At 70.4% G+C, this 25,008-nt stretch carries 22 protein-coding genes and 2 pseudogenes; 7 read left to right on the top strand and 17 right to left on the bottom strand.

Going from position 1 to position 25,008, the window contains the following annotated elements; genetic code table 11:
- Positions 1-11: 11 nt before the first annotated feature.
- The 4 genes from SSQG_RS35120 to betA all read right to left on the bottom strand — a co-directional run bounded on the left by SSQG_RS35120 (position 12) and on the right by betA (position 6,451).
- The gene (locus SSQG_RS35120; RefSeq protein WP_425315026.1) at positions 12-1,538 is read right to left on the bottom strand and encodes an ABC transporter permease; all 1,527 of its coding nucleotides are present in this window, start codon (positions 1,536-1,538) and stop codon (positions 12-14) included.
- Positions 1,539-2,014: 476 nt separating this feature from the next.
- Complete coding sequence (locus tag SSQG_RS35115) at positions 2,015-3,103, bottom strand: quaternary amine ABC transporter ATP-binding protein (protein WP_003994752.1); 1,089 nt, start codon at positions 3,101-3,103, stop codon at positions 2,015-2,017.
- Positions 3,104-3,122: 19 nt separating this feature from the next.
- Positions 3,123-4,592, bottom strand: coding sequence for an aldehyde dehydrogenase family protein (locus SSQG_RS35110; protein ID WP_003994751.1), 1,470 nt, complete (start codon positions 4,590-4,592; stop codon positions 3,123-3,125).
- A gap of 197 nt (positions 4,593-4,789) precedes the next feature.
- Entirely contained in the window at positions 4,790-6,451 is a 1,662-nt protein-coding gene (gene betA / locus SSQG_RS35105; RefSeq protein ID WP_003994750.1) for a choline dehydrogenase, read from the bottom strand.
- A gap of 209 nt (positions 6,452-6,660) precedes the next feature.
- Between betA and SSQG_RS35100 the strand changes: the two genes are divergently transcribed.
- Complete coding sequence (locus SSQG_RS35100) at positions 6,661-7,407, top strand: IclR family transcriptional regulator (protein ID WP_039934299.1); 747 nt, start codon at positions 6,661-6,663, stop codon at positions 7,405-7,407.
- Between the two features lie 10 nt (positions 7,408-7,417).
- Here the strand turns inward: SSQG_RS35100 and SSQG_RS35095 are convergent, their stop codons facing one another.
- The 6 genes from SSQG_RS35095 to SSQG_RS35070 form a co-directional block, all read right to left on the bottom strand.
- Positions 7,418-8,548, bottom strand: coding sequence for an aromatic ring-hydroxylating oxygenase subunit alpha (locus tag SSQG_RS35095; RefSeq protein ID WP_039934297.1), 1,131 nt, complete (start codon positions 8,546-8,548; stop codon positions 7,418-7,420).
- Between the two features lie 98 nt (positions 8,549-8,646).
- Positions 8,647-9,810 (bottom strand): NAD(P)/FAD-dependent oxidoreductase, encoded by a 1,164-nt coding sequence (locus SSQG_RS35090; RefSeq protein ID WP_078506977.1) that lies wholly within the window; start codon positions 9,808-9,810, stop codon positions 8,647-8,649.
- The gene (locus SSQG_RS35085; RefSeq protein ID WP_039934293.1) at positions 9,807-10,169 is read right to left on the bottom strand and encodes a bifunctional 3-phenylpropionate/cinnamic acid dioxygenase ferredoxin subunit; all 363 of its coding nucleotides are present in this window, start codon (positions 10,167-10,169) and stop codon (positions 9,807-9,809) included. The genes SSQG_RS35090 and SSQG_RS35085 overlap by 4 nt, the downstream gene beginning before the upstream one ends.
- A gap of 360 nt (positions 10,170-10,529) precedes the next feature.
- A complete protein-coding gene (locus SSQG_RS35080; protein WP_003994746.1) occupies positions 10,530-11,165 on the bottom strand; it encodes an MBL fold metallo-hydrolase in 636 nt (211 codons plus the stop codon).
- Entirely contained in the window at positions 11,165-12,250 is a 1,086-nt protein-coding gene (locus SSQG_RS35075; protein WP_003994745.1) for an S-(hydroxymethyl)mycothiol dehydrogenase, read from the bottom strand. The genes SSQG_RS35080 and SSQG_RS35075 overlap by 1 nt, the downstream gene beginning before the upstream one ends.
- Before the next feature lie 234 nt (positions 12,251-12,484).
- Positions 12,485-13,396: an EamA family transporter gene (locus tag SSQG_RS35070; RefSeq protein ID WP_003994744.1), complete on the bottom strand. Its 912-nt coding sequence runs from the start codon at positions 13,394-13,396 to the stop codon at positions 12,485-12,487.
- Between the two features lie 68 nt (positions 13,397-13,464).
- On the opposite strand from SSQG_RS35070, the gene SSQG_RS35065 reads away from it, so the two are divergent.
- The gene (locus SSQG_RS35065) at positions 13,465-14,319 is read left to right on the top strand and encodes a LysR family transcriptional regulator (protein WP_039934289.1); all 855 of its coding nucleotides are present in this window, start codon (positions 13,465-13,467) and stop codon (positions 14,317-14,319) included.
- 57 nt (positions 14,320-14,376) lie between these two features.
- Here the strand turns inward: SSQG_RS35065 and SSQG_RS40065 are convergent.
- A pseudogene (locus SSQG_RS40065) lies at positions 14,377-14,580 on the bottom strand (WYL domain-containing protein); the annotation flags it as partial.
- A 17-nt stretch (positions 14,581-14,597) separates the two neighbouring features.
- Between SSQG_RS40065 and SSQG_RS40060 the strand changes: the two are divergent.
- The 3 genes and pseudogenes from SSQG_RS40060 (at position 14,598) to SSQG_RS35055 (ending at position 16,606) form a co-directional block, all read left to right on the top strand.
- Positions 14,598-14,829 (top strand): annotated as a pseudogene (locus SSQG_RS40060) (hypothetical protein).
- A gap of 247 nt (positions 14,830-15,076) precedes the next feature.
- The gene (locus SSQG_RS35060) at positions 15,077-15,871 is read left to right on the top strand and encodes a hypothetical protein (RefSeq protein WP_039934287.1); all 795 of its coding nucleotides are present in this window, start codon (positions 15,077-15,079) and stop codon (positions 15,869-15,871) included.
- Between the two features lie 75 nt (positions 15,872-15,946).
- Positions 15,947-16,606 carry a M15 family metallopeptidase gene (locus SSQG_RS35055; protein WP_039935666.1) on the top strand — a complete coding sequence of 220 codons (660 nt, stop codon included), beginning with the start codon at positions 15,947-15,949 and terminating at the stop codon, positions 16,604-16,606.
- Between the two features lie 52 nt (positions 16,607-16,658).
- On the opposite strand, the gene SSQG_RS35050 is transcribed toward SSQG_RS35055, so the two are convergent.
- The gene (locus SSQG_RS35050; protein WP_003994738.1) at positions 16,659-17,096 is read right to left on the bottom strand and encodes an MmpS family transport accessory protein; all 438 of its coding nucleotides are present in this window, start codon (positions 17,094-17,096) and stop codon (positions 16,659-16,661) included.
- 334 nt (positions 17,097-17,430) lie between these two features.
- On the opposite strand from SSQG_RS35050, the gene SSQG_RS35045 reads away from it, so the two are divergent.
- A complete protein-coding gene (locus SSQG_RS35045) occupies positions 17,431-17,928 on the top strand; it encodes a DUF4396 domain-containing protein (RefSeq protein WP_003994737.1) in 498 nt (165 codons plus the stop codon).
- Between the two features lie 3 nt (positions 17,929-17,931).
- Here the strand turns inward: SSQG_RS35045 and SSQG_RS35040 are convergent, their stop codons facing one another.
- The 5 genes from SSQG_RS35040 to SSQG_RS35020 all read right to left on the bottom strand — a co-directional run bounded on the left by SSQG_RS35040 (position 17,932) and on the right by SSQG_RS35020 (position 23,833).
- Positions 17,932-18,945 carry a MerR family transcriptional regulator gene (locus SSQG_RS35040; RefSeq protein ID WP_003994736.1) on the bottom strand — a complete coding sequence of 338 codons (1,014 nt, stop codon included), beginning with the start codon at positions 18,943-18,945 and terminating at the stop codon, positions 17,932-17,934.
- Between the two features lie 6 nt (positions 18,946-18,951).
- Positions 18,952-19,620: a HEAT repeat domain-containing protein gene (locus SSQG_RS35035; RefSeq protein WP_039934285.1), complete on the bottom strand. Its 669-nt coding sequence runs from the start codon at positions 19,618-19,620 to the stop codon at positions 18,952-18,954.
- Between the two features lie 75 nt (positions 19,621-19,695).
- Positions 19,696-22,905, bottom strand: coding sequence for a glycosyl hydrolase family 95 catalytic domain-containing protein (locus SSQG_RS35030; protein WP_003994734.1), 3,210 nt, complete (start codon positions 22,903-22,905; stop codon positions 19,696-19,698).
- Between the two features lie 140 nt (positions 22,906-23,045).
- Entirely contained in the window at positions 23,046-23,228 is a 183-nt protein-coding gene (locus SSQG_RS35025) for a hypothetical protein (RefSeq protein ID WP_039934283.1), read from the bottom strand.
- Positions 23,225-23,833, bottom strand: coding sequence for a TetR/AcrR family transcriptional regulator (locus tag SSQG_RS35020; RefSeq protein WP_003994733.1), 609 nt, complete (start codon positions 23,831-23,833; stop codon positions 23,225-23,227). The genes SSQG_RS35025 and SSQG_RS35020 overlap by 4 nt, the downstream gene beginning before the upstream one ends.
- A 173-nt stretch (positions 23,834-24,006) precedes the next feature.
- Here SSQG_RS35020 and SSQG_RS35015 point away from each other — a divergent pair, with 173 nt between their 5' ends.
- Positions 24,007-24,957 (top strand): NAD(P)-dependent oxidoreductase, encoded by a 951-nt coding sequence (locus SSQG_RS35015; protein ID WP_003994732.1) that lies wholly within the window; start codon positions 24,007-24,009, stop codon positions 24,955-24,957.
- The last annotated feature ends 51 nt before the right edge of the window (positions 24,958-25,008 follow it).

Here is a 25,008-nt window from a genome sequence, read left to right as displayed (position 1 = left end):
TGTGGTGCTCCTTATGCGCTGGTGCGGCGAGCCGCTGCCTGAGTGATCCGGTCGAACATGACTCCGAGCAGGACGATGGCGAGCCCGGCCGCGAGTCCCTTGCCGTACAGCTGGCCCTGCGAGAACCCGGCCACGACGTCGTAGCCGAGGGCGCCCGCTCCCACCAGGCCGCCCACCACGACCATCGACAGCACGTAGATGAGGCCCTGGTTGGTCGCGAGGGTCAGTGCGCCGCGCGACATCGGCAGCTGCACCTTGGTGATGATCTGCCAGGTGTTGCACCCGGTGGACGTGGCCGCCTCGACGGTGGTCGCGGGCACGGCCCGCACGCCGTCGGCGATGATCTTGATGGCGACGGGCGCCGCGTAGACGACGGCGGCGACGATGGCCGTGAACCGTGTCGCGCCGAACAGCGCGAGGAACGGCACGAGATAGACGAACGGCGGCATGACCTGCGCCGCGTCCAGGGAGGGCCGCAGCAGCCGGTCCACGAGCGCGCTGCGCCCCATCCACACTCCGAGGACGACGCCGAGCAGCATCACCAGCACGGTCGCCACCGCGGTGGAGGCCAGCGTCGTCATGGCGTCCGACCACACGCCGGTGGCGACCAGCAGGCCCACGCACACGGCGGTGGTGGCCCCGGCGCGCCATCCGCCGAGCACCGCGCCGACCGCGACGAGGGCGGCTCCGACGAGCCACCACGGGGAGTCGGTCAGCAGGGCCTGGAACGGGTTGAGCAGAGCGTTGGTCAGGGCGTCACGGAAGGCGTTGGTCAGGCCCGAGAGGTTGTCCTGGGCCCAGGTGGTCACGTCGGCCGCGGTCTTGGCGATGCTGCTGCCGGTGGCGCCCTCGCCGGGGAACTCGGCCGCCCACACATAGGTGTGCGACAGGTACACCAGCACCAGCGCGGCCACTCCCCCGGCCGCCAGCAGCTGCCGCCGCCACTTGAGGAGGGGACTGCCCGAGCCGCGGGCGGTGTCCGCCCGTGCGCTCGCCGCGGTGGTGACCCGGTCCAGCACGATGGCCATGACGACGATGGCCAGACCGGCGTTGAAGGCCGTGCCGACGTCGAGCGACTGCAGCGCCTGGACGACGGTCTTGCCGAGGCCGGGCGCGTCGATCAGGGCCGCGATGGTCACCATGGCCAGGGCGGCCATGATGGTCTGGTTGACGCCCATCACCACGGTCCGCCTGGACATCGGCAGCAGGACCTTCAGCAGCGCCTGCCGCCGTGTCGCGCCCAGCGAGTCCGCCGCCTCCACGGTCGTCTCCGGCACGGAGCGGATGGCGTGCGCGGTGATGCGGATCGCCGGTGGTGCCGCGTAGATCGCGGTGGCGATCGTGGCGGAGGCCGGACCGATCAGGAAGAACAGGGTCAGCGGCGCCAGATAGACAAAGGTCGGCATCGTCTGCATGAAGTCCAGGAACGGCGTCACGATCCGGTGGAACCGGTCCGACAGTCCGGCCCACACACCCAGGGGGATGGCGAACAGGAGCGCCACGAAAACGGCGGAGACCGTCAGTGCCAGGGTGTCCATGCTCTCCTGCCACAGGCCCTGAAGACCCAGGAAGGTGAAGCCGGCCACCGCCAGCAATGCGACCCGCCAGTTGCCGACGGCCCAGGAGAGGTAACCGGCGATGCCGACGACACCCAGCCAGCCGATCTGCGGAACCGGGCGGCCCGCGCCCGGCTGTGAGATCAGCTCCTGGACGAAGGTCACCAGGGTGTCGATGACCAGGCGGATCTCGTTGAAGAAGTAGAGGAAGAGCGGGTTGGAGTTGCGGTTGGCGCCGATCGAGTCGTTGACGTCGTTGAACCACCGGTGCAGATCGGTCAGGTCGGCCGCCGCGAGGGACAGGGTCTGTCTGCCGCGCAGCACGGCGAAGAGCACCAGCCAGACGAGCAGGATCGCGGCCACCACCAGGGAGCGGTTGACCGTCCGCACGCGCCGGGCGGGAGCGGGTGGCCGCTCCTCGGTCCCGGTCTTCCGCGGTTTCTCGACGGCGACGGTCATCACGCGTCGCCTTCCTGCCCGGCGACCACCGCGAGGATCTCCTCGTCACCGACGATGCCGAGCAGCTTGCCGTTCTCGACGACCTTGACCGGCTTCTCGGCGGCGAGCACCGCCCGGGTGGCCTCCTTCACCACGACGTCCGGGCCGAGCTCGGGACCGTCCAGGGGGTCGTCGGGCTCCGCCGGGCGCATGATCCACCGCAGGGTGAGCACGTCCCCGCGGGGCACGTCCCGGACGAAGTCACGTACGTAGTCGTCGGCGGGGGCGCCGACGAGTTCGTCGCCGGTGCCGCACTGGACCGTCCGGCCGTCGCGCATGATGAGGATGCGGTCGCCCAGCCGCAGCGCCTCGGACAGGTCGTGGGTGATGAACACCATCGTCTTGCCGACCTCGTGGTGCAGCCGGACGACCTCGTTCTGCATGTCCCGGCGGATCAGCGGGTCGAGCGCCGAGAACGGCTCGTCGAAGAGGAGCACGTCCGGGTCGCCGGCCAGGGCGCGGGCCAGGCCGACACGCTGCTGCATACCGCCGGAGAGCTGGTCGGGGTAGGAGTTCTCGTACCCGGAGAGGCCGACGAGTTCGACGACCTCCAGCGCGCGCCTGGTGCGCTCTGCTCTGCTCATGCCGCGGATCTCCAGCCCGAACGACACGTTGTCGACGACCCGGCGGTGCGGCAGCAGCCCGAAGTGCTGGAAGACCATGGAGAACTTGCTGCGCCGCAGTTCGCGCAGGCGGCCCGCGTCCGCGTCGCGGATGTTCTCGCCCTCGAAGAGGATCTCGCCGGCGGTGGGTTCGATCAGCCGGGTCAGACAGCGGACCAGGGTGGACTTGCCGGAGCCGGACAGGCCCATGACGACGAACACCTCGCCGGGCGCGACCTCGAAGTCCACGTCGCGCACGGCGGCGGTGCATCCGGTGCGGTCCATCAGTTCGCGACGGGTGAGTCCGCGCAGTTCCTCGGAGCCCGGTACCTGGTCCGCCTTCGGCCCGAACACCTTCCACAGGCCGCGCACGGAGATGACCGGGGTGGGTGCCGGGTCCCGGGGGGTGTCGCGCCGCCGCGGCGCCTCGGTCGTTGCTGGGGTCATGTTCGACCTCTTTCGGCGATCAGCCGCGGAACCAGTGCTGCGGCCGGGGTTGGATGTTCTGCCAGATGTGTTTGGGTTCCCGGTACTCGTCCAGGCCGGTCGGGCCCAGCTCGCGGCCCACGCCGGAGTGCCCGAACCCGCCCCATTCCGCCTGCGGTACATAGGGGTGGTAGTCGTTGATCCAGACCGTGCCGTGGCGCAGCCGGCGAGCGACCCGCTGGGCCTTCCCGGCGTCCTGTGTCCACACGGCCCCGGCGAGGCCGTACTCGGTGTCGTTGGCGATGCGGACCGCGTCGTCCTCGTCGGTGAAGCGCTCCACGGTGAGTACGGGTCCGAAGGACTCCTCGTGCACCACGCGCATGTGCTGACCGCACGCGTCGAGAACGGTCGGCGGGTAGAAGTGGCCGCCGGCGAGGTCCGGATCGTCGGGGCGTTCGCCTCCGCAGCGCAGGACGGCGCCCTCGGCGAGTCCGGCAGCGACGTAGGCCTCGACCTTCGCCAGGTGCTGTGCGGAGATCAGTGCTCCGGTGTCGGCCTCCGGATCGAAGGGGCCGCCGAGCCGGATCCGCCGGGCGCGGCGGACCACCTCGTCCACGAACCGGTCGTGCAGCGCGTCCTCGACGATCAGCCGGGCGCCGGCCGAGCAGACCTGCCCGGAATGCAGGAAGACGGCCGTGAGCGCGAAGTCCACGGCCGTCTCGAAGTCGGCGTCGGCGAAGACGACGTTGGGGTTCTTGCCACCGAGTTCCAGCGCGACCTTCTTCACGGTCGCGGCGGCGGTGGCCATGATGCGTCTGCCGGTGTCCAGGCCGCCGGTGAAGGACACCATGTCGACGGCGGGGTGTTCGGCGAGCGGCGCTCCCACCTCGGGTCCGGTCCCGAGGACGAGGCCCGCGGCTCCGTCCGGGAGTCCGGCCTCCTCAAGGGCCCGCATCAGCAGGATCGAGGTGGAGGGGGTGAGCTCGCTCGGCTTGAGGACGATCGTGTTGCCGGCGAGGAGAGCGGGTGCGACCTTCCAGCTCGCCTGGAGCAGCGGGTAGTTCCAGGGGGTGATCAGTGCGCACACGCCGATCGGCTCGTATACGACGCGGCTGACGGCGTCGTCGCGGCCGGTGTCGATCACCCGGCCGGCGTCGGTGCCGCCGAGGCCTCCGTAGTGGCGGAGGCAGGAGACGACGTCGGCGATGTCGTACTCGCTCTCCACCAGCCGCTTGCCGGTGTCCAGTGATTCGGCGCGGGCGAACGCGTCGGCGTCGCGTTCGACGATGCCGGCGGTGCGCAGCAGGAGCGCCCCGCGCTCACGCTCGGGGGTGCGCGGCCAGGGCCCTTCGTCGAAGGCCCGGCGGGCCGCGGCGACGGCCGCCTCGGCGTCGGGGCGGGTGCCTTCGGACACGGTCACGGAGAGCGTGCCGTCGGCGGGACAACGGATGTCCCGGAGGCCTCCGGCCACCGGATCTCGCCACTTTCCATCCACGAACAGGTCTGCCACGTCGGGAGCCCTTCGAGCGAATCGCGTTGCGCATCGCGCACCGTATTGCTTGTGGTGGAACACTCTGGATAAGGCGGGAACCCACGTCAAGGGGTTGACCGATGACGTTTTTGCCACGGAGGCAGTCCGGAGAGCGTGTCGCCGACAGGCCCGGAACGCTTCGTTTCCGGGCCAATCAGCTGTCTGAAAACTGCAGGTTACGCGGGTGCGCTACGGTACCGGTAGTAGGCGGCCCTGGACGGCGGCAGCGGCTCCTTGCCGAGGATGAGGTCGGCCGCCTTCTCGGCGATCATCATCACCGGCGCGTAGATGTTGCCGTTGGTGATGTAGGGCATGACGGAGGCGTCGACAACCCGTAGCCCTTCCACCCCGTGCACCCGCAGGTCGGCAGGGTCCACGACCGCCATCTCGTCGGTGCCCATCTTGCAGGTGCAGGACGGGTGCAGCGCGGTCTCGCCGTCCTTGGCGACCCAGGCGAGGATCTCCTCGTCGGTCTCGACGGACGGTCCGGGCGAGATCTCCCCGGCGTTGTACGGGGCCATGGCGGGCTGGTTGAGCAGTTTGCGCGCGACCCTGACGGCCTCGACCCACTCGCGGCGGTCCTGTTCGGTAGACAGGTAGTTGAAGCGCAACGCGGGGTGTTCGGCCGGGTCCCTGCTCTTGATCTTCACCGAGCCGATGGCGTCGGAGTACATGGGCCCGACATGCACCTGGTAGCCGTGTCCTCCGGCGGGCACGGAGCCGTCGTAGCGGACCGCGACGGGCAGGAAGTGGAACATCAGGTTGGGGTAGTCCACATCCTCGTTGCCGCGGACGAAGCCGCCCGCCTCGAAGTGGTTGGTGGCGGCGGGGCCGGTGCGCAGGAGCCACTGCAGGCCGATGAAGGGGGCGCGCCACTTCGCGAGGTAGGGCTGCATGGAGACGGGCTGCTTGCAGGCGTACTGGATGTACACCTCCAGGTGGTCCTGGAGGTTCTCGCCGACACCCGGCAGATCGTGGACGACGTCGATGCCGAGCGCGCTGAGTTCCTCGGCGTTGCCGACGCCGGAGAGCTGGAGCAGTTGCGGGGAGTTGATCGCACCTCCGCAGAGGATGACTTCGCGGGCATGGACCCGCTGGGGTCTGCCGCGACCGCGCCGGTACTCGACGCCGACGGCCCGTTTGCCTTCGAAGAGGACGCGGGTGACCAGGGCGCGGGTGGTGACGGTGAGGTTGGGCCGCTTCCGCACGGGCTTGAGGTACGCCTTCGCCGCCGACAGCCGGCGTCCGCGGTGCACGTTGCGGTCGAACCTGGCGAAGCCTTCCTGCCGGTAGCCGTTCACGTCCTCGGTGGGAGCGTGGCCCGCCTCCTCGGTGGCCTTGAGGAAGGCCTCGAAGAGCGGGCTGGTCCCGGGGCCGCGTTCGAGGACGAGGGGCCCGTCGTGGCCGCGGAACTCGTCGTCGGGGTCGGCGGCCAGACAGTTCTCCATCCGCCGGAAGTACGGCAGGCAGTGCGCGTAGTCCCAGGTCTCCATGCCGGGGTCGGCGGCCCAGCGCTCGTAGTCCATGGGGTTGCCGCGCTGGAAGATCATGCCGTTGATGCTGCTGGAACCGCCCAGCACCTTGCCTCGCGCGTGGTAGACGCGCCGCCCACCCATGTGGGGCTCCGGTTCGGACTCGTACTTCCAGTCGTAGAAGCGGCTGCCGATCGGGTAGGTCAGTGCCGCGGGCATGTGGATGAAGACGTCCCAGGGATAGTCGGGCCTGCCCGCCTCCAGGACCAGCACGCGGTTGCCCGGGTCGGCGGAGAGCCGGTTGGCCAGTGCACTGCCGGCCGATCCACCACCTACGATGACGAAGTCGTACTGCACGTGAGCCATGAGGCCTCGTCTCGCTAGCGCCGTAGAGAATGCGCGGCATGCTAGTACCGGTATCTCCATGCGCACCAGGTTGCGAACAGCGCAACTTCCCGATTGTCTGTGCAAAGCCCGTGACCTGCACCCCTGTCGGCTATGTTTAACGCCCGTATAGTTGCGTTGTGAGCAACTACCATCCAGATACCGAAACGACAAGTGCGCCGACCGGCGGGGTGCAGTCCGTCGACCGCGCCATCACCGTCCTGGAGATCCTGGCCCGGCGCGGGGAAGCCGGCGTCAGCGAGGTGGCCGCCGAGATCGACGTCCACAAGTCCACCGCGTTCCGGCTGCTCGGCGCCCTGGAGGTGCGCGGCCTGGTGGAACAGGCGGGCGAGCGCGGCAAGTACCGCCTCGGTTTCGGCATCGTGCGTCTCGCCGGCGCGGTCACCGGGCGCATCGACATCACCCAGCAGAGCCGCCCGGTCTGCGAGCGTCTCGCCGAGGAGATCGGTGAGACCGTGAACCTCGCCGTGATGCAGGAGCAGTACGCGATCAACCTGTACCAGGTGCGCGGTCCGGGTGCCGTCACGGCGTTCAACTGGGTCGGCCAGCTGACGCCGCTGCACGCCACCTCCAGCGGCAAGATCCTGCTGGCCCACATGCCGCCGAAGGAGCGTGCCGCGCTGCTGTCGCAGGCGGGTCTGAAGAAGATGACGCCGCGCACTCTGACCGCGAAGACGAAGCTCGAGAAGAACCTCGCCGAGGCGCGGGAGCGTGGCTACTCCTGGACTCTGGAGGAGTTCGAGGCAGGGCTGCACGCGATGGCCGCTCCGGTCCGCAACAGGGACGGAGAGGTCATCGCGGCGATCAGCGCCTCGGGACCGGCGTACCGGCTCACCGAGGACCGTATGCACGACTTCGCTCCGGTGCTGATCAAGGGCGCGGAAGAGGTCAGCCACCGGATGGGTTACCTGGGCTGACCCCGCCGCGCTACCGCGGCCGCCCCGCGTCCAGCCGCTCCTGGACGAAGGCGTGGAACGCGCCGATGTGATGCTCGCTGGGCACGAGCACTCCGCCCTTGGCGTACAGCCGGGAGCTCATGGCGGGCTGGCAGCGCTCGCACGCGTCGAAGTCCTGCCGGTTGACTCGGTCGAAGAGCTCCACCGACCGGCTGACGTCCTTGCCGCTCTCGACGACGTGCTTGTGGAAGAGCCAGTCGCACTCGACGATCGTGCGGTCCGCGGCGACCGGGTACATCCGGTGGAAGACGACATGGTCGGGCACGAGGTTGACGAACACCTGCGGCCGGACGGTGATCGCGTAGTAACGGCGGTCCTGGTCCTCGGTGACGCCCGGAATGCGGTCGAGGCCTTCGGAGCCGTCGACGGTGAAGCCCTTGACCTCGGAGCCGAACTCCGCGCCGTGTCCCACGTAGTACTGGGCGGCGTACCCGTCGGCGAACTCGGGGAGCACCTCGGTGAGCTCGGGGTGGATCGTCGCGCAGTGGTAGCACTCCATGAAGTTCTCGACGATGAGTTTCCAGTTCGCCTTGACGTCGTAGACGATCCGTCTGCCGAGGTCCAGATCCTCGATGCCGTAGCGCTCGATGGACTTCGTGTCGCCGAGACGCGCGACCACGTCCCGTACGACCTCGTCGAAGGGGGGCGGGTTCTCTGCGAGGCACACCCAGACATAGCCGAGCCATTCGTGTGTGGCCACGGCGGCCAGCCCGTACTCGGTGCGGCCGACGTCGGGCATCTTGGTGAGGTTGGGCGCCGCGACGAGTTTGCCGGTCAGGTCGTACGTCCAGGCGTGGTAGGGGCATTGGAAGGCGCGTTTGACCTCGCCGGCCTCCGCTGTGCAGAGCTTGGCTCCGCGGTGCCGGCAGACGTTGAAGAAGGCACGTACGGAGTTGTCCCGTGCCCGGGTGACGAGGATGCTCTCGCGGCCCACCTGCACGGTCCGGAAGACGCCGGACCTGGCGAGGTCGGCGGAGCGCACGGCGCAGAACCACATCGCCTCGAAGATGTGTTCCTGTTCCTGGGCGAAGATCTCCGGATCCGTGTAGGAGGAGCCGGGGAGGGTCGTGATCAGGCTTTCCGGCAGGCCGGTCGAGGTCACAGGGCACTCCTCGGGGAAGCGTCGTGGGTCGGGCACGCGCGCGGGGACGAGCCGCACCGGACGTCGTCGAGCAAGGAGCAGCGCACCGACGGTCCTTGTCAGGACGCCTTGGCCGCGAGCTGCTTGCGCCAGCGTGTGAACAGCCGCGGCTGGTTCATCCCGAGGACGGCGACCGGGTGTCCGGCACGCCGGTAGACGGCCAGGACGTTGCGGTCGTCCGCTGTGCCTTCCTCGATGGTCACGCTGTCGGCGCGGGCCGCGTTGCCCGCGAACTGGATCTTCACGCCGTACTGGTCGGACCAGAAGTACGGCGGCCGGGGTACACCCGGTTCGGACTCGCCCCAGGACAGCAGTGCGGCGACGGCCGCGTCGGGGCGTTCCCGGGCTCCGGTCCAGTGCTCGACGCGGCGGTGGGTGCCCGCGCGCGGGTCGTACCAGGAGGCGCAGTCGCCGACCGCGACGACCCCGGCGAGGCTGGTACGACCGTCCGCACCGCACGTGACGCCGTCGCCGAGCTCGACGCCGGAGCCCTGCAGCCACTCCACGCAGGGACGGGCGCCCACACCCACGACGACGATGTCGGCGGGGATGCTGCGGCCGTCCTCCAGCAGGACGGCGTCGACGCGGGTCTCGCCGCTCAGCCCCTTGACGCCCACCCCGCACAACAGGCGTACCCCGTGGTCGGTGTGGAGGGCGGAGACGATGCTCCCCATGGTCGCGCCGAGCGGTCCGGCCAGGGGTGTGGGCGCCGCCTCGACGATGGTCGCGTCGAGGCCGAGAGCGTGGGCGGTGGAGGCGACCTCGGCGCCGATGAAGCCACCGCCGATCACCACCAGGCGTCCGCCCAGGGCCAGTTCGTCGCGCAGGGCGCGGGCGTCGTCCAGGGTGCGCAGGGTGTGCACACCGGTCAGACCTTCCATGCCGGGCAGGGTCCGGGCGGAGGCGCCGGTGGCGATGACGATGCCGTCGGCTCTCACCTCGCGGCCGTCGGTGAGCCGCACGGCGCGCGGCGTGGTGGCGAGTCCGGCGGCGCGGGCTCCGAGGAGCCACTCCGCCCGCAGGTCCTCGTCGTCCGGCTCCAGTGCGAGATCGGCTTCGCCGATACCGCCGGCCAGGAACTCCTTGGACAGGGGCGGCCTGTCGTAGGGGCGATGTATCTCGTCGCCGATGACGACGAGCCGTCCGTCGTATCCCTGCTTGCGCAACGAGCGCGCCGCTGACAGACCCGCCAGCGACGCGCCCACCACGGCCACCGTCCTCACGCGACGCCCCCGGCCAGCCGGGCGGCGATGCAGGGAGGCAGGTTCGGGGCCGACGTGGACAGCCGGACATAGATCATGCCGTCCTCGACGAAGACCTCGTGCGTGCGCACCGGGAGCTTGGCCGGCGGGGCGTCGACGGCTCCGGTCTTGAGGTTGAACTTCGAGGCATGCAGCGGGCATTCGACCTCGCATCCCTCCAGCCAGCCGTCGGCGAGCGAGGCGTCCTGGTGGGTGCATGTGTCGTCGATGGCGAAGAGTTCGCCGTCATCGGTGTGGAACACCGAGACCGGCGGGTCGATGTCGAGCCTGTGGGCCTCGCCTCGGGGCAGATCCACGAGACGGCACGCGGGAATCATCATGACACCTCGGTGCGTATAGCGGAACGGATTGCGGTGAACGCAACGCCAGTTTGGAGGCGCCCGCAAACCCTTGTCAAGGAGTTCACGGGACACCCGACGCCCATATTTCGCGTTGCATCATGCGGAACGTTGCGCATGATGAGAAACGCAGGTCAGGGCGGGGCACCCCCGCAGAACCGGGGCATCGGGAACGTCGGCGCCGCACATTCCGGGCGCCGGAACCCGCCGCTCAGGCCCACCAGCGGGGAGGGGCCGACAAGACCGACGGGTTCCGGCCACGGCGGGGCTGTGACGGCCATGGCGGGCTGTGACGGCCATGGCGGGCTGTGACGGCCGGGGCCGGGCGGGGCGACGCCCGTGTCACCAGCCGCGGGCGGCCCACTCCTCCAGGTGCGGGGCTTCCGCCTCGACGGTGGTCGTGTCGCCGTGTCCGGTGTGGACGACCGTCTCGCCCGGGAGCGTCAGCAGCCGCTCACCGATCGAGGTGATGATGGTGCCGAAGTCGCTGTACGAGCGTCCGGTCGCGCCGGGTCCGCCCGCGAACAGCGTGTCGCCGCTGAACAGTGCCCCCAGGTCGGGGGCGTACAGGCACACGGCCCCGGGCGCGTGCCCGGGTGTGTGCAGGACGCGCAGGCCGATGCCCGCCACGACGATCTCGTCGCCGTCGGCGAGTGGTCCGTCGGGGCGCCGGTTCGGGTGCGTCATCTTCCAGAGCACCTGGTCGTCGGGGTGCAGGAGGACGGGAGCGCCCGTGGCGAGTGCGACGTCCGGTGCCGCGCGCACGTGGTCGTCATGGGCGTGGGTGCACACGACGGCCGACAGGCGCCGGTCGCCGACGGCCTCCAGGACGGCGTCGGAGTCGTGCGCCGCGTCGATGACGACCACCTCGTCGTCGTCACCGATGATCCAGACGTTGTTCTCCACGTCCCAGGTGCCGCCGTCGAGACTGAAGGTGCCGCTCGTGACGAGGTGTTCGACGCGCGGTGCGCCGGCCATCACAGCACCACCACGGAGCGCAGCACGTCGCCGCCGTGCATCTTCTCGAAGGCCTCCTCCACGTCACCGAGGCCGATGGTCTCGGAGACGAAGGCGTCCAGGTCGAACCGGCCGCCCAGGTACAGGTCGATGAGGGCCGGGAAGTCACGCGAGGGCAGGCAGTCGCCGTACCAGCTGGACTTCAGCGAACCGCCCCGCCCGAAGACGTCGAGGAGCGGCAGCTCCACCTTCATCTCCGGGGTGGGCACACCGACCAGCACGACCGTGCCGGCCAGGTCCCGGGCGTAGAAGGCCTGCCGGTACGTCTCGGGGCGGCCGACCGCCTCGACGACGACGTCGGCGCCGAACCCTCCGGTCAGTTCGCGCACCGCCTCCACGACGTCGCCCTTCGTGCCGTCGACCGTGTGGGTGGCCCCCATGGCCATGGCCCGGTCGAGCTTGCGCCGGTCGATGTCGACGGCGATGACCTTGGACGCGCCGGCGAGCCGGGCGCCCGCGACGGCCGCCATGCCGACACCGCCGCAGCCGATGACGGCGACGGAGTCCCCCCGGCCGACGGCGCCGGTGTTCACGGCGGCGCCGAAGCCCGCCATGACACCGCAGCCGAGCAGACCGGCGGCCGTCGCCGGTGCGGCCGGGTCCACCTTGGTGCACTGTCCGGCCGCGACCAGCGTCTTCTCCGCGAAGGCGCCGATGCCGAGGGCGGGCGAGAGCGGGGTGCCGTCGAGCAGCGTCATCGGCTGCGTCGCGTTGTGCGTGGCGAAGCAGTACCAGGGCTTGCCCTTGCTGCACGCCCGGCACTGGCCGCAGACGGCACGCCAGTTGAGGATGACGAAGTCACCGGGCTGGACGCCGGTGACGCCCTCCCCCACGGCCTCGACGCGGCCGGCCGCCTCGTGTCCCAGCAGGAAGGGGAACTCGTCGTTGATCCCGCCCTCGCGGTAGTGGAGGTCGGTGTGGCAGACGCCGCACGCCTCGACCTTGACCAGCGCCTCACCCGGGCCGGGATCGGGGACGACGATCGTCTCGACGGAAACCGGTGCGCCCTTCTTCCGGGCGACGACGGCACGAACCTCGTGAGCCATGAGCTGCTCCTCAGACGGGAAACACGCGCGGGCGCGCTGCCCATGAGTTGCCTCATCAGGTACACGCACCGCTATACGCAACTGAGCATCGGGGAGGGTGCGCCGAGGGTCAAGGGGTCAGCCGGAACCGGGCGGACTCGGCCGGAACCGGGCGGCCGGAAGTCGCACGCGGCGATGCGCAGCAGGCAAAGAAGCGCTCGATGTGCGACACGGTTCCCGCCGTGCTCCCGTGCCTCAACCCGCTGTACACCGGCCGCCCCGGGCGAGCATGCCGGCGGTGTTGGCGGAGACGACGGCCGCGATCGCCGCCCACTCCGCGCCGCCCAGCCCCTGCCCGAGTCCGATCCAGCCCACTAGGGCGGCGAGGAGCGGGTTGACGCTCATGAAGAGGCCGAACGCCTGCGCGGGCACGCGGCGCAGGGTGAACAGGTCGGCGAGATAGGGGACGGCCGAGGAGAGCACACCGGCGGCGACGGCACAGCCGATGGCGCCGGCGGTCGGAGGATGACGCAGGACCACCGCGATGCCGACGGGCAGGAACATCACGGCGGACACGAGAGCGGCCGCCGCGGACCCCTGCGCCCCGGGTACGCGACGGCCCACGGTCCGGTTGAGGATGATGTACGAGGCCCAGCAGCACGCGGCCAGCAGCCCCAGCCCGAGGCCCAGGTAGTCGGTCGAGGGCCGCGGACGCATGAGGGTGACGGCGCCTGCCGCGGCGATCACCGCACACCACGCGTCGACCCGGCGGCGCGCTCCGCCCAGCGCGATGGCCAGCGGGCCCAGGAACTCCAGGGTGACCGCGAGGCCGAGTCCGATCCGGTCGATGGCGGTGTAGAGGGACAGGTTCATCGTCCCGAACACCAAGGCCAGTCCCAGCACCGGCCGCCACTGCCACCAGGTGAGGCTGCGCAGCCCGGGGCGTGCGACAGCCGTGAGCGCGACGGCCGCGACGTACTGGCGGACCGCGACGACGCCGACCGGCCCGAGCACGGGGAAGGCGAGGGAGCCGATCGCGGCGCCGGTCTGGTTGGACAGACCGCTGCCGATCATGGTGGCCACTCCGGCCAGACGCCCTCGGGACGGCTCGGGAGGCAAGGGCTCGGCGGTATGTCCCGCGGGGACGGCGGTGGCATCGGCTCGCATGTGCCGATCGTGTGGGACGACCTCGCCTTCGCAAAATGCATCTGCATCGCTGTCTATACGCTGGGCTCATGGATCTGGAGCTCCGGCACCTACGGTGTCTCGTCGCCATCGTGGACGAGGGCACCTTCACCGACGCGGCCATCGCACTCGGCGTCTCCCAGGCCGCCGTGTCCCGGACTCTGGCCTCGCTCGAACGGGTCCTGGGTGTGAGGGTGTTGCGCCGCACCTCGCGGGAGGTGACGCCGACGGCGACCGGGCTGAGGGTGGTCGCACAGGCGAGGAGGGTGCTGGCCGAGGCGGACCACCTGGTCCGGGAGGCCACCTCGGGCCACACGAGTCTGCGTGTCGGCTACGCCTGGTCGGCCGTGGGCCGGCACACGGCCGCCTTCCAGCGCCGCTGGGCGAAGGCACACCCCGGCACGGATCTGCATCTGATCCGGTCCAACTCCGCCACCGCCGGTCTCGGGGAAGGCGCCTGCGACCTCGCGGTGGTCCGCAGGCCCCTGGACGACCGGCGGTTCGACGCGGCCATCGTGGGGCTGGAGCGGCGCGTGGCCGCCGTCTCCGCCGACGACCCCCTCGCTTCGAGCAGTTCCGTCCGGCTGTCCGATCTCGCGCAGCGCACGCTGCTGGTGGACCGCCGGACCGGGACGACCACCCCGGAGCTCTGGCCGCCGGACTCGCGTCCGGCGACCGAGGAGACCCACGACGTCGACGACTGGCTCACCGTCATCTCGAGCGGCCGGTGCGTCGGCATGACCGCGGAGTCCACCGCCCACCAGTACCCGAGGCCAGGCGTGGCCTATCTGCCGGTGCTCGACGCCGAGCCGATCGTCGTACGCCTCGCCTGGTGGCGGGACGACCCTCATCCCGCCACCCAGTCCGCCGTCGAACTGCTGACGGCTCTGTACCGCACCGGCTGAACGGCTCAGCCCGGGCGCGATGGGCGCGGCGCGCTCGGCGGCCGTCGGCCACGGATCTCAGGATGATGCTCCGTAGCGGGTGGCCGGCGCGGCGGCGCGGTTGCGCAGGGAGACGCGCAACCACTGCGGGGCGAGGGCTTCCGCGTCGGTGGTGAGCTGCCACAGGGCCCATTCGGCGTGTCCGGAATCCTGGAAGGTCACCTCCATCCGCAGCCGGCCCTCCGCGTCGGTTTCTTCGGCGCGGACCGCCAGCGCGGTGCCCTGGAACTCAAGTGGCAGTGGACCGAACGGCAGTCAACCCGGTCACGTGGTCGGTGGAGATGGGATTCCACCAGGGTGAGATCGTCTCCGGGCACACCACCGACGTCGACCTTCTTCTCCAGCACTACGGCGTGCCGGCGTCGCGGCTGGGCGCCGCCGAGGCCGCGCCGGCCACCACGATGCTCGGGGGTGACACGGCTGGCGGTCCCCGGCCAGATGGTCGAGCTGGAGGGAACCGCCGTCGCGTGATGCGACCGCCCGCCGGACGCACATGAGGGGCGGCCGCCCGGGTGACGTTCCGACGGCCGGGGTTTCGTTCCTGCGGCGTTTGTGTCATTTCGAAACGGTCAACGCATTCCGCGACGGGGACGGAGAGCGTACCGGGAGGAGAACGAACGGTGACCGGCACCGCACCGCGGACACCGCGCAGGGCGACACACGGCGTGGCGGGCCGACGGCCGGTCACGCCCGTCGTGTGGGTACGAGTCGGCATGCCGTGAACCGGCTGGGGCGTACGGTCCAGCACGGGTGGGAACGCCTGGGCGCGCACACCCTCGTCCGGCAGGGACGCGACCTGGAGCTGCTGCACCGGGCCACCGGGTTCGCCATGCTCGCCCTGGTCACGCTGGCGCCGCTGCTGATCGTGGTCGCCGCCGCCGATCCCCTGGAGCGTGGCGGATTCGCACTGTGGCTGGCCGACGGCATGGGGCTGTCCGGGCGGTCCGCTCGTCTGCTCACGGACATCATCAGCCCCCCGCGCAAAGTCATCGGCACGACCAGTGTGCTCGGCGGAGTCGCACTCGCCGTCTTCGGCATCGCGCTCGGGGGAAGCGTGCAGAACGGCTACGAGCGGATCTGGGGCCTGTCGGCGGGCCCCTGGCACCGGGTCTGGCGTCAAGCGGTGTGGATGATCGCCATGACCGCGTACCTGTACCAGGAGGTACAGACACGGAGCCTCGTCACAGGGCCGGAGCGGATCGCGCTGAGCTCGGCGTCCGGTGTGCTGTTCTTCTGGTGGGGGCAGCGTTTCCTGCTGGGCGGACAGGTCCGCTGGAGCGATCTGCTCCCCGGGGCGGCGGCCACCATGCTGGGCCTGGTCGGCCTGCGCACGTTCTCCCACTTCGTCTTCACGCCCCTGATCGTCACCAATGCGATCAGCTACGGAGCCGTCGGAGTCGTCCTCGTGGTGGAGTCCTGGCTCATCGGCGTCGGCTACGTCGTCTACGGCGGAGCCCTCTTCGGCCACTGGCTCCTCGCCCACCACGGGCTCCGGCGGCGCACCGGGGAGTGACAGTCGTCTTCGTTCGCCCTCGAACGACTCGTTTTCACGGCCCCGGCCGAGCCGGTGGTCGACGACGATCCGTGCATGAACGAGATCGTGCTGATGTCAGACCCACGGGTAGCGGCGATCCCGGTAGCCGACTGCGGCGAACCACTCGTCGACGTCCGGCTCGAGGTGTCCCTCGCCATGGACTCCCGCAAGGCCGACCCTGTGGGGGCGTTCGCGTATCTGCGCGAAGGGGTCCTGACCCGTGTGCTCCAGGCTCAGCAGCAGCTCCCGGCCGGCCTCCGGCTGCTGTTCGTCGAGGGCTACCGGCCACCCGCGCTGCAGAGTCACTACTTCGAGCGCTATGCCGACGAACTGCGAGCCGGCAATCCGGACTTCTCGCCGACGCAGGTCCGCGAGGCGGCGAGCCGGTACGTATCCCCGCCGGAGATCGCACCGCACAGCGCCGGCGCCGCCGTGGACCTCACCCTCGTCTCCGCCGACGGGCGGGAACTCGACATGGGAACCCGGGTGAACGCCAGCCCGGAAGAGAGCGACGGCGCGTGTTACACCGACGCCCCCACCATCGGCCCCGAAGCGCGGGCCAACCGCCGGGTGCTCGGCGACGCACTGGCCGCCGCGGGCCTGGTGAACTATCCCACCGAGTGGTGGCACTGGTCCTTCGGGGACCGCTACTGGGCCCTGGCCACAGGAGCCGACACCGCGCTGTACGGGCCAAGGTGGCTGCCGGCGGACTGAAACGGCTCGACAAGGAAGTGCACTTCGGCGCCGGCCGACGGGCCGCCCGGGGTTACCCCGTGACCGGGGACTGCGCGGTGCAGCCGCCGGTGGTCAGCAGGCTCTTGGCGGTCTGCTCGTCGAGTACCTTGCCCTTGTAGGTGATCTTGCATGTCACCTGGGCGGCTTCGAGGTCCGCGGCGACCGGCATGACCGCAGGGGGCATGATGCCGCGCAGTGTGACCGTCTTTCTCCAGGGCAGCTCGGGGCTCGACACCGACTCGATCTTCGGCTTCGTGGCCTTGCCACCGCCGCCGTGGAATTCGATCGAGTCGATGTTCTTCCCCGTGACCTCGTAGGTGACTTCGTACGTCTCGTCCACCGCCTTGTCGACCTGGTCGACCGCCTCGGAACAGGCGCCGAGGCCGAGCGTGAGACCGGCGACGGCGACGGTGCAGGCGGCTGCTCGGACGGTGCGGACAGCGCGGACGGCGCGGACGGCGCGGTTCATAGGGATCCCCCCGGATCATGAAAAGGTCTGGTCCGCAGCCAAGCGCAAAAGAGAGGCAATGTCGACCCGGTCGGATTCCGGCCGCCGCGGTCCGAACACCGAGTAGGTCGGTACGGCAGACCGTCCATACCCCGGATGCACCAGCAGACGTTCCGCGTCACAGTGGAACCGGGCGGAAGAGAATCTTGACGTGCGCCGCGTGAAACCACGGTCGAGGACCTGAAGCAGGCCCGGCCTCCTGCACGCACCCTGACACGGTACCCCCGGGGGGTATATAGTCCTTGACTGTGAGGCTCACAGACCGGGGCTCACTCGACGGGATTGGGGACGGGTTATGGACCAGAGCGCGCAGCACGCCGGCACCATGCACGACCACGCGGACCACGACGGGCACACCGGAGCGTCCTGGGGGACGGCGGTCAAGGCGACACTGCACTGCCTGACCGGCTGCGCCATCGGCGAGATCCTGGGCATGGTCGTCGGCACAGCCCTGAAGTGGGGGAACGTGCCCACCATGATCCTGGCCATCGCGCTCGCGTTCCTCTTCGGCTACTCCTTCACGCTGTTCGCGGTCCGTCGAGCCGGCCTGGACTTCAGTACGGCGATCAAGGTCGCGCTCGCCGCCGACACCGTCTCCATCGCCGTGATGGAGATCGTCGACAACGGCATCGTCGCCCTCACGCCCGGCGCGATGGACGCCCAGTTGTCCGACGGGCTGTTCTGGTCCGCACTGCTGGGCGGCTTCGCGATCGCTTTCGTGATCACCACGCCCGTCAACAAGTGGATGATCGGCCGTGGCAAGGGGCACGCGGTGGTTCACGCCCACCACTGACCGTCAATCCCGGCCGGACCCGTCACGCAGCCGAAGCAAGTACGCCGCGGTCAGCGCGACGGCGCGGTCCCCGTCGTGCGACAGCTCCACCAGGGCATCTGACGCCCTGGACCCCGGGATGCCCGCCAGCGCCTGGGTCAGCCGTCCACGTGCAGGCGCTTCGGTGGTGCCGGAAGCGAGGCGGTCGAGGAGACCGGTCGCGATCTGATCAGCCAGTGTGGTGTCGCTCGACAGCACGCTCAGCGCGTCGGCCGCGTCGGTGTCGTTCCTTCCCCGCACGATCATGTCCAGGAGCGTCGGGACCGCGTCGGCCACACCACGTGCCCCGAGCGCCAGAGCCGCGTACCCGCGGACCACGGCGTCGGGGTGCGTGAGGGCGTCCCGCAGTCGCGCGGTGGCCTCGTCGCCGGGCATCTCGACGAGGGACCGCACGGCACGTTCCCGCACCGCGGCCACCGGTGAGCCGAGGCCCTGCGCCAGGAGTGCCGGGCCGCCGTCGCCCGAACGCGCCAGGGCCCAGCGAAGAGCCCCGGCGACGTTGGTGTCCGTCTCGTTCAGCACCGCCTCGACCAGGGCCTCCACCGGCACGGGAACCTCTTCGCCCGACGAGAGCGCCGCGCGCTGGCGCGCGTCGGCGCTCTTGGAACCCAGAGCCTGGAGGAGTGGGACGACCTGGAGGACGTTCTCCCAGTCGGCGGGCTCCGCGGCACGGATCCGGCGCAGCCGTGTGAGCAACTCGGTCTCCGCCGCGATGCGTTCGCGCGTCTGACGGATGAGGTCGTCGACGAGCGCCGAGGGCGTGAAACCGGGGTCGTGAAGCGCACGCCCGATCTCACGCAGCGACAACCCCAGCGACCTCAGGCTCTCGATATGGAAGACCCGCTGGATGTCCTCCATGGAGTACTCCCGGTACCCGGAGCCGGTACGCCCCGAGGGACGCACCAGTCCGAGCGACTCGTAATGCCGGAGCATGCGGGCACTGACCCCGGACCGTCGCGCCACCTCACCGATCAACACGCCCCATCATCCCTCGTGGCCGGACCCGCCCAGGGCGACGACGCGTTTCGCCTCCTCGATCGCGAACTCGAACCCGGTGTCCGGGTCGCGCAGCAGCCGTTGCGTGGCGAGCGCGTGCGCGCGCACGCCCGGGTCGGAGACCTTGGTCGCGGCAAGCAGAGCCGGCACGATCACCTCGCCCAGCTCGACCAGCGCCCGGCTGAGACTCAGCTGCGTCTCCCGCCCACCGCGACCGAGCTGCGTCACCAGCACCTCCGCCAGAGCGGATTCCTCCCCAACAGGCACGAGCACGACCGCCGTCCGCCAAGCGGCCCGCGCCACTTCGTCGTCGGCGTCGGACAGCAGCGCGCGTGTGATCACCGGCCAGGCCTGCCGGTCCCCGATCTTGGACAGTGTGTGCAGCGCCTGGCTCCGTGCCTGCGCGTGCTCCGAGCCGACTTCGCGGAGCAGCGCGGGGAGCGTCAGGGACACCGGGTGGCGGGTGAGCGCCCAGGTCAGCATGTCGCGGACGAAGAACTCGGGCTCGATCGCGCACCGCTCGACGAGCTTGCCGACGAACCCCGGGTCGGGCGTCGTCCCGACCGCCAGAGCGGCCCGCAGCCGCACCGACGACCTCTCGTCCTCCAACCCCTGGAGCGCCCGTACCGCATCTGTCCCCTGCCCCGTGGCCGTCATGGAGACCACCTCCTCGGCGAGCAGTGAAGGCCTTGTCACCGTGTCAAGGTCAAACAAGGCCCGCGCACGGCTCCGTCAGGGCTTGGCCGGCTTCACCTTCTTGTCGATGCCGTTCACCCGCACGGTGACTCGCTTCTGGTTCCGCGCCCGGTCGGCGACGATCCTGTACGAGGTGACCTTCCCGTCCCGCCACGTGCAGCTGACCTCGTATCCGCCACGGGCACGCAGTCCGGTGAAGGAACCCTTGGCCTTCCAGTCGTCCGGCAGCGCCGGCAGCAACTGGATGACGCCGTCGTGGCTCTGCAGGAGCATCTCCGCGACAGCGCCCGAGATCCCGAAGTTGCCGTCCATCTGGAAGGGCGGGTGGTTGCAGAACAGGTTGGGCAGCGTGTTGTAGGTCAGCAGCCCGCGCAGCATGATCTGGGCGCGGTGCCCGTCTCCGAGACGGGCGAAGAGGGCCGCCCGCCAGGGCCAGGTCCACGAGCGGCGGCTGTCGCCCGACACCGTCGCCGCCGTGAACGGAACGCCCTCCTTCTCCCCGCACCGGGCTTTGAGCGAGACGAGGGCGGCGGCCGCGAACTCGGCGGTCGCAGGGGTGATCTGGCGTCCTGGGTAGACCGCGAAGAGGTGCGAGGTGTGGCGGTGGATGTCGGTGGGGCTGTCGATGTCCTCCTGCCACTCCTGCAACTGGCCCCACTTGCCGATCTTGTTCGGTGCGAGGCGTGCCTGCATGTCCGCGACCTTGGCGCGGTAGGCGGGGTCGGCCTTGAGCTCCGACTCGCAGTCGAGGTAGTTCTGGAAGAGGTCCCAGATGATCTGCTGGTCGTACATGACGCCGTCCTCGCGCGGCCCGTGCTCGGGGGACCAGCCGTTCGGCGCGACGAGGAGTCCGTCCTCGCGCTCCTTGAGATGGTCTTCCCAGAACTGGCAGATCTCCTTGATCATCGGGTACGCGAGGGACCGGAGGTAGTCCAGGTCCTGAGTGAACGCCCAGTGCTCGTACAGGTGTTGTGCGTACCAGGCGCTCGCGACGGTGTTCCACTCCCACGCGTTGCCGCCGAAGACGCTCTGGCTGGTGCGGGCGGTCCAGCCGCGCGTGTCCTTGCCGAAGGCGTTGCGGGTCGCCACGCGGCTGGGCACCGCCACCTGCTCGATGAACCGGACGAGCGCCTCGTGGCACTCCGGCAGGTTCGTCGTCTCGGCTCCCCAGTAGTTCATCTGGACATTGATGTTGGTGTGGTAGTCGGAGGCCCACGGCGGCTGGTTGCTGTCGTTCCACAGGCCCTGGAGGTTGGCGGGCAGGCCGTTCGGGCGCGAGGAACTGATCAGCAGGTACCGGCCGTAGTCGAACATCGTCTGTTCGAGCGTCGGGTCCTGGCCGCCGGCCGCGTAGCGCGCCAGCCGGTCGTCGGTGGGCGTGGCGACGACTGCGTCGTCGGAGGTGCCCCAGGAGACCGAGACGCGGTTCATCAGGGCGCGCATCTCGGCGGTGTGCTCGTCGCGCAGTCGGTCGTAGGGCCGGGCGGCCGCCTTGCGGAGCGTCCCTGCGACGGCCGGTTCGGGATCGGCTCCGCGCCATCCGGCGGCGGCGTCGAGCTTGTAGTCGGTGCGGGCGTCGAGGAACAGGGTCAGGGTCGTGCAGTCGCTGAAGCGGAGCATCGAACCGTCGGCGTGGAGGTCGCCGTCGGTGTGCACGGCCTGGACGGTGCACGCGTGCTTGAGGCCGTTGCCCATGACACCGCTGAAGGAGATCCGTCCGGCGCCGGCGTCGACGGTCGTCGGGGCCTTGTCCTGTGCGGACGCGAGCGATATCGCTCCGGAGAGTCCTCTGGCACGCTCCGACGTGTACCGGAAGACCATGACGTCGGCGGACCGGCCGGCGAAGGCCTCGCGCAGGACGCGCCGTCCCGGTGCGCCGAAGCGGGTGACATGGACGCCGTTCACGAAGTCGAGGGAGCGCCGGTAGTTGACGACCGTGCGCTGCGTGCGCGTGTCGAAGCCCTTGCCTTCCAGCGCGATCTCCGCGATCTGAAGGCCTGTTGAGGACGCGCCGGGGGTCAGGGTGAGCCGGTAGGCGCGGTAGGCCGTGCTGTCGCCGATCCGGAAGGCCCGTCTTTCGCCGCGGTCGGCGAAGGGTGCTTCGGGGTTCTGTGTGTCGAGGGTCGTCCAGTTACGCCCGTCCTGTGACCCCTCCAGCCGCCATCTCCGGGGGTCGTCCTTCGGACGGTCCGGGGCCGCCGTCAGCGCGTACGACGTGACGGCCACCGCCCGGGGCAGCTCCACCTGCCATACGACCGCCGGCGCGGCTGCGTCGACCCGCCAGACCGTCGCCGGGTCGCCGTCCACCGAAGACGAGATGTCCGTGGCCCGGCGCCCGGTCCCGGCACCCGACCCCTTGGAATGGCCGCTCGGCGACGACAGGTACATCGCACCGCCCGCGCCGAGGTCGACGCCGGCCAGGCCGATCTCGCTCACCTGAAAGTGGCTCACGCCCGCCTTGGGGACGAAGTCGAACCGGTAGAAGCGGTGGGCCGCGGTGTCGGCGCAGGTGAACTCCTTCGTCTGGAAGCGGTTTTCGAAGGGCGCTTCCAGAGTGCGACTGTCGAGCGTGGTCCAGGTGGCGCCGTCGGCGGAACCGGAGAGCGTCCACTCCTGCGGGTCGCGCTGCGGCACGTCGTTGGCGCTCGTCAGACGGTAGGACGCGACCGCGACGGGCTCAGGGAGCTCAACCTGCCACCGCACCTTCGAGCCGGGCCCCTCGATGCACCACTTGGTGCTCGAGTCGCCGTCGTACGTCTTGTCGACGCCTTCCGACGAGGAGCTGCTGTACGGTCCGCCCGGAGCCGTGACCTTCGGACTCGTACGCGGCGCGAAGGTGACGACGAGGTCGCCGAAGTTCCGGTACGAGCCGAAGCCGGTCATGCCGGTGTCGAAATCGCTGTCCGGCTTGCCCGCGAGGGCGTTGTCATAATTGTTGACACCGCCCCACAGGCTCTGTTCGTTGAACTGGACGCGCTCCTCGTGGGGGTCGGCGAAGAGCATGGCGCCGAGTCGGCCGTTGCCGATCGGCAGGGCCTGCGACTGCCAGTCCATGGCGGGCAAGGAGTATGTCAGCGCCTCGCGCGACAGCGTCGGCCACTGGACGCCCGCCGGCGGGGTGGTCCCCGCGGCGACGGCCCGTGCCGCGGGAGTTCCGCCGGCCGGCTGAGTGATCAGAGGTGCGAAGGCGAGGCCGCCGCCGAGCTTGAGAACGCCTCGTCGCCGCGGTTGGGATTCATTGATCACCGTGAGATCTCCCGCCCCATTCATCGGCTCTTTCACAGAGGAAGTGACAGCCAACTCGACGCGTGCCGAGGGCGCGAACATCGTCGCGGTAGAAGAGATCGGATGTCTAGGGGCGTGCGCCACCGGGGCTCGACTTGCCCTCAGTCCGCCCGGGCCGCATCGGCGTTCAGTACGGGACTGACGAGGGGGCTGTCGGCGGGAGCCTCGGGCGAGGGGGTCTGCTGGTCGACCTCGGGCGCGGAGCCGGTTTCTCCGGCCGGCGTCTTCCGCGCCTGCGGGGTGCCCGAGGCACCTTCCCAGCGGGTGACGACGAATGCCCTCACGCTTCGTTGCGCACCGCGGCGTCAAGGAGGGGCCCGAGCTCGCGGGTCACGGCCGTCAGGGCGCGGACGTCCCGCTCGGCACGGGCGATGAGGATGGCACCTTCCAGGGAACTGATCATGAGGGTGGCGAGCGCGCCGGACCGCTCCTCGGGCACCCCCATCTCCGTCAGGGCCCGGCCCACCGGCTCCGTCCAGGCGGCGAACGCGGCGGCCGCCGCCTCCCGTGTGGCCGGGGTGGACTCCGCGCAGTCCACCGTGGCCGCCGCCACCGGGCAGCCCCCCGCGAACCCGGCCGTCCGGTACTCGTCGGTCCACTGACGCACCATCTCGGCGAACAGCCCGCTCGGCGTCGGCTCGGCCAGCGCGGCGAGGAAACGGGCGACACGGCCTGCCGCGTACCGGCCGGCCCAACCCACCGCCTCGTTGACCAGTTGCTCCTTGCCTCCGGGGAAGTAGTGCTGAAGGGAGCCCCGCGGCGCCCCCGCGTGCGCGGCGACCTCACGCATGCCGGTCGCGGCGACCCCGTCACGCCGGATGAGCTGGGCCGCGCTGAAGACCATCCGCTCGCGCGGCCCCCGTTCGGCTGGTACCCCTGCCGCCTTCATTTTCGACCTCCACCACCGCGAGCACTTCGGCCACACACTATGACCGCCGTCATAGCGACGGCTACTATGACCGCTGTCATAGTCGGTGGCGGTCGCGATGGCGACCGCATCGGCTCGGTCCCAGTGCCGGCGTGGACGGTCATGTCGGCGCGAGCCGGGGAAGGCAGTGGAGCATGGACGTCGGTTTCGTCGGCCTCGGGGTCATGGGACAGCCCATGGCCCTCAACCTCGCCCGGGCCGGGACGCCCCTCGTCGTGTGGAACCGCACCCCCGGCCGGTGCGAACCTCTGCGCGCCGCCGGTGCCGAGGTCACCGCGCGCCCGGCCGAGATCTTCGACCGGGCCGGGACGGTGATCCTCATGCTCGCCGACGAGGCCGCCATGGACGCTGTACTGGGGCGCGGCACACCGGACTTCGCCGCGCGAGTCGCCGGGCACACCGTCGTCCACATGGGCACGACCTCGGCCGAATACTCCGCCGGTCTGCAGGACGACATCCGGGCCGCGGGCGGCCGTTACGTCGAGGCCCCGGTCTCCGGCTCCCGCGGACCCGCCGAGCAGGGCGGACTCGTGGGCATGCTGGCGGGCGACAGCGAGGCCACGGCCGCCGTGCGCCCGCTGCTCGCCCCCATGTGTCACGAGGTGTTCGACTGCGGAGCCGTCCCGGGCGCCCTGCTGATGAAGTTCTCCGTGAACCTGTTCCTGATCACGATGGTCACCGGCCTGACCGAGGCGTTCCATTTCGCCGACCGGCAGGGGCTCGACCGGGGCCTGCTCCGGGACGTCCTGGACGCAGGCCCGATGGCCAGCGACGTCTCCCGCGTCAAGGGATCGAAACTGCTGGCCCAGGACTTCACCGTCCAAGCGGCCGCTGCGGACGTGCTCAAGAACAACCGGCTGATCGCCGAGGCGGCGCGCAAGGCCGGCGTCGCCTCCCCGCTCCTCGACATCTGCCAGGCCCTGTACGGCGAAACCGTCGACCGGGGCCACGGCACCGAGGACATGGTGGCCGTGCTGCGAGCCCTGGAGGGACGAACCGACGGGGCCCCCGTCCCCGGCTGTGCGCCCACCACCCCCGCCCGACCGTCCCCACGATCGACGGGCGCGCATGCGCCGACAGGCTGATCAGTGCCGTGGGCAGCGGCTCAGGGAGGTGTTCACGCTGGACGCGGCGCC

The organism is Streptomyces viridochromogenes DSM 40736 (assembly GCF_000158955.1).
GTDB classification, from domain to species: Bacteria; Actinomycetota; Actinomycetes; order Streptomycetales; family Streptomycetaceae; genus Streptomyces; species Streptomyces venetus.
The sequence above is the reverse complement of the archived record's forward strand: the minus strand, read 5'-3'. Positions and strand labels throughout refer to the sequence as shown.

What these genes read in the sequence shown, in the direction of transcription:
- SSQG_RS35055 (WP_039935666.1), top strand. Translation starts at nt 15,947, where the DNA reads ATGAACGAGATCGTGCTGATGTCAGACCCACGGGTAGCGGCGATCCCG.
- betA (WP_003994750.1), bottom strand. Translation starts at nt 6,451, where the DNA reads ATGGCTCACGTGCAGTACGACTTCGTCATCGTAGGTGGTGGATCGGCC.
- SSQG_RS35075 (WP_003994745.1), bottom strand. Translation starts at nt 12,250, where the DNA reads ATGGCTCACGAGGTTCGTGCCGTCGTCGCCCGGAAGAAGGGCGCACCG.
- SSQG_RS35015 (WP_003994732.1), top strand. Translation starts at nt 24,007, where the DNA reads ATGGACGTCGGTTTCGTCGGCCTCGGGGTCATGGGACAGCCCATGGCC.
- SSQG_RS35120 (WP_425315026.1), bottom strand. Translation starts at nt 1,538, where the DNA reads ATGGACACCCTGGCACTGACGGTCTCCGCCGTTTTCGTGGCGCTCCTG.
- SSQG_RS35080 (WP_003994746.1), bottom strand. Translation starts at nt 11,165, where the DNA reads ATGGCCGGCGCACCGCGCGTCGAACACCTCGTCACGAGCGGCACCTTC.
- SSQG_RS35035 (WP_039934285.1), bottom strand. Translation starts at nt 19,620, where the DNA reads ATGACGGCCACGGGGCAGGGGACAGATGCGGTACGGGCGCTCCAGGGG.
- SSQG_RS35085 (WP_039934293.1), bottom strand. Translation starts at nt 10,169, where the DNA reads ATGATGATTCCCGCGTGCCGTCTCGTGGATCTGCCCCGAGGCGAGGCC.
- SSQG_RS35020 (WP_003994733.1), bottom strand. Translation starts at nt 23,833, where the DNA reads ATGAAGGCGGCAGGGGTACCAGCCGAACGGGGGCCGCGCGAGCGGATG.
- SSQG_RS35050 (WP_003994738.1), bottom strand. Translation starts at nt 17,096, where the DNA reads ATGAACCGCGCCGTCCGCGCCGTCCGCGCTGTCCGCACCGTCCGAGCA.
- SSQG_RS35045 (WP_003994737.1), top strand. Translation starts at nt 17,431, where the DNA reads ATGGACCAGAGCGCGCAGCACGCCGGCACCATGCACGACCACGCGGAC.
- SSQG_RS35115 (WP_003994752.1), bottom strand. Translation starts at nt 3,103, where the DNA reads ATGACCCCAGCAACGACCGAGGCGCCGCGGCGGCGCGACACCCCCCGG.
- SSQG_RS35070 (WP_003994744.1), bottom strand. Translation starts at nt 13,396, where the DNA reads ATGCGAGCCGATGCCACCGCCGTCCCCGCGGGACATACCGCCGAGCCC.
- SSQG_RS35065 (WP_039934289.1), top strand. Translation starts at nt 13,465, where the DNA reads ATGGATCTGGAGCTCCGGCACCTACGGTGTCTCGTCGCCATCGTGGAC.